This is a genomic window from Candidatus Hydrogenedentota bacterium, assembly GCA_035416745.1.
Taxonomy (GTDB): Bacteria; Hydrogenedentota; Hydrogenedentia; order Hydrogenedentales; family SLHB01; genus UBA2224.
In genome coordinates this window covers 1-2,384 of record DAOLNV010000079.1, presented here as the reverse complement: position 1 = coordinate 2,384, position 2,384 = coordinate 1, and the positions used below count along the sequence as shown (strand labels likewise).

The 2,384-nt window shown below is 64.8% G+C and carries 1 protein-coding gene; it reads right to left on the bottom strand.

The window, feature by feature from the left end; genetic code table 11:
- Positions 1 to 228: 228 nt before the first annotated feature.
- Positions 229 to 2,384 (bottom strand): beta-galactosidase trimerization domain-containing protein (locus PLJ71_18345; GenBank protein ID HQM50654.1); only part of this gene is annotated, 2,156 nt, incomplete at its 5' end.

Sequence of the window (2,384 nt, the reverse complement as noted above, 5' to 3'; positions counted from 1 at the left end):
CCGCCTCCGGTGTGGGACCGCCGCCCCCGGCGGTCATCTCCTTCTCTGGCACCACTCTTTTTTCGACCGGCGAGGGCGCCGGTCCCACACTTTGGGGTCCCACGGTCCCGGATTCCGGATATTCTGAATTCACGCCTTCGACCCAAGCCCTCCAAAGACAGGAATAGCCATCAGCCTTCGTGCGCAGGCTGGCCTTCATTACGGCGGTGACGGCCGTTTCGGCGCGGATTACTCAGTCTTCACCTTGACGTAATCGCTCGCTTCGAGAGGCATTACCCAGCGGATCGTGCCGGGCCGGGGAGATTCGAACGCGAGCCGGCCATGGCGAACGGATTCCACGTACTCGACGGTCTTGTCTGTCCGGAACTCCAAGGTCAGGTGCTCGAGCGGGCGCAGCGTGTGGTTGGCCAGCACGACGAGGGTGCCCTGTTCGCACGGCAACCCGACGGCATCGACCAGCGGCATGTCGCAGGTGAGCGGCGGAAGAACGTTTGCGTCCCGTACAGGCGTCAGGAGCGCTTCGCGCACATTCGCGGGAAAGTCCCACGGGTTGTACGAGCGCTCAAGCAGTTCCCGTTCAACGGCGGATGTGCTGGCGGCCCTTTCGTTCGCGGCGGAGGCCGCCAGCGACGCCGCGGTGGCTTCGGGTTGGCCGTCCTCGGGCGGGCGGGCCTGCACAGCGGCCTCCGTGTCGGCGTGGCCCTTTTCGGCCGCGAGGCGGGCACTGAGCGCCACTTTGATGTACCACAAGGCGGGCAGGAAGCCGGCCTGGATCACATGCCCGCTGCCGGCGCTCCCACGCACCACGGCCGGCGCCCCGTCGCTGAAACAGGCCAGCACTTCGCTGTTGCGTCGCGGCGTGAGCGGCTCTTTGACCGAGAGCACCTCCAGTTGTTCGCCGCCCCACGCTACCGTGTCTTTCGCTGTCAGACGGTCCAGCAGGCGCCCCGAATACTGAAACGATTCGAGCGTCGCGGCGGCTCCCCGATGAGCCGGAAACAGGGAGGTTAGCTCGTCGAGCGGACGGTTGAAACTGTTGAATTCGTCCCTGGAAGCCGCGTCCGCGGTGAGCCAGAGTGTGCCTCCGGCCTCGACCCATGCGCGCAATTGGGCTGCGGCGGCTCGTGTCAGGTTGGGCCCGGAAAAATAGCATACCTTGTACCTGGCGAGTTCGCCCGCCGCGACGTCGCGTTCCGAGAGGATGTCTACGGGAATCTGCGCGTGGGCCAGCGCCAGCCAGGTGTGCATGCGGTCAAAGCCGAACGCAAGATTGCTCCACATCGTCCAGATATCCGAGGATGAGCTGTAGAGGAGGGCCACCTCGGCGGGGGCGGGCTCCGCCGTTGCCAGCCAGTCTTCAACGGCGCCGATCTCCCGGGTGATTTCCGCGTTGGCCTTCCACACCTCGGGTTTGGCATACCAGACATGCGTGCGCCACGGCGGGCCGCCTTCATGGGTGCCCCAGGCAGGGCCGTAGCTGAAGTTCTTCCAGATTCGGACGCCGCGGGCCGTTTCGCCGGCCGCCTTGGTCTTGGTGTCCCACGCCGTACGGCCGGCATGTGCAATCAGGTAGTGGCCGACCCGCTGGCCCCGTTTCCGGGCCGCCGCCTGCATCAGCGCGACATTGAACGCGGCGCACTGGTACGTCGAAGCGATGTTGGCCCAGTCCTCCCCCCAGATCGCGTTCTGCTGGCTGGAATCGAGCAATTCGAAATAGTCGACGCCCTGTCCGCAGAAATTGGCGTAGTAGATCGCGCCGTCGCTGAAATTGACCACGGTTGGGAAGCTTCGGCCGTAGGTCTCTTCAATGATGCGGCGCTGGGTGGCCATGAAATCGCCCAGCGCGCGCGTGCGAAACCGCTGCGTGAAACAGTGCAGGGCCGGGTACGCGACGCGCTCGGTTTCCACAACCGGGCGGACCTGTTCCCAGGTCTCGACCAGGAGCTGTTCCGGGGTGTACCCCTCTCCCTGGAGCCATTCGCGAAACTTGACGCGGTACGCCTCATCATTTGCGCAGAAGGCTGCGGCTTGCCCGGTCGGCTCGTCCATCAGCATGCAGGCTACCACCTGCTCCAGATTCCTGCCTGATTCGCGAAACCGCCCGGCGTTTTCGATGGCACGCTGCCGCATGGTGTCCAGATCCGGGCGGCAATACGAGTCTTCCTTCATAAACCACAATCCATGAAGGATGCGCTCACCGGAGCCATTGAACCCGAAATAATCGAGCGTCTTCTGTTCGCGCTCGGTCACCGCGGCGTCCACGGCCAGGCTGTATCCGCCGATGTTCGCCGTGACGAGGAAGGGGAACGTCGCCGGCGGCTTGCCATACTCCGGCCACGCGAACGCGTCGGCGAATTGCCCGGTTTCTTCGGCGAAATCGCGGT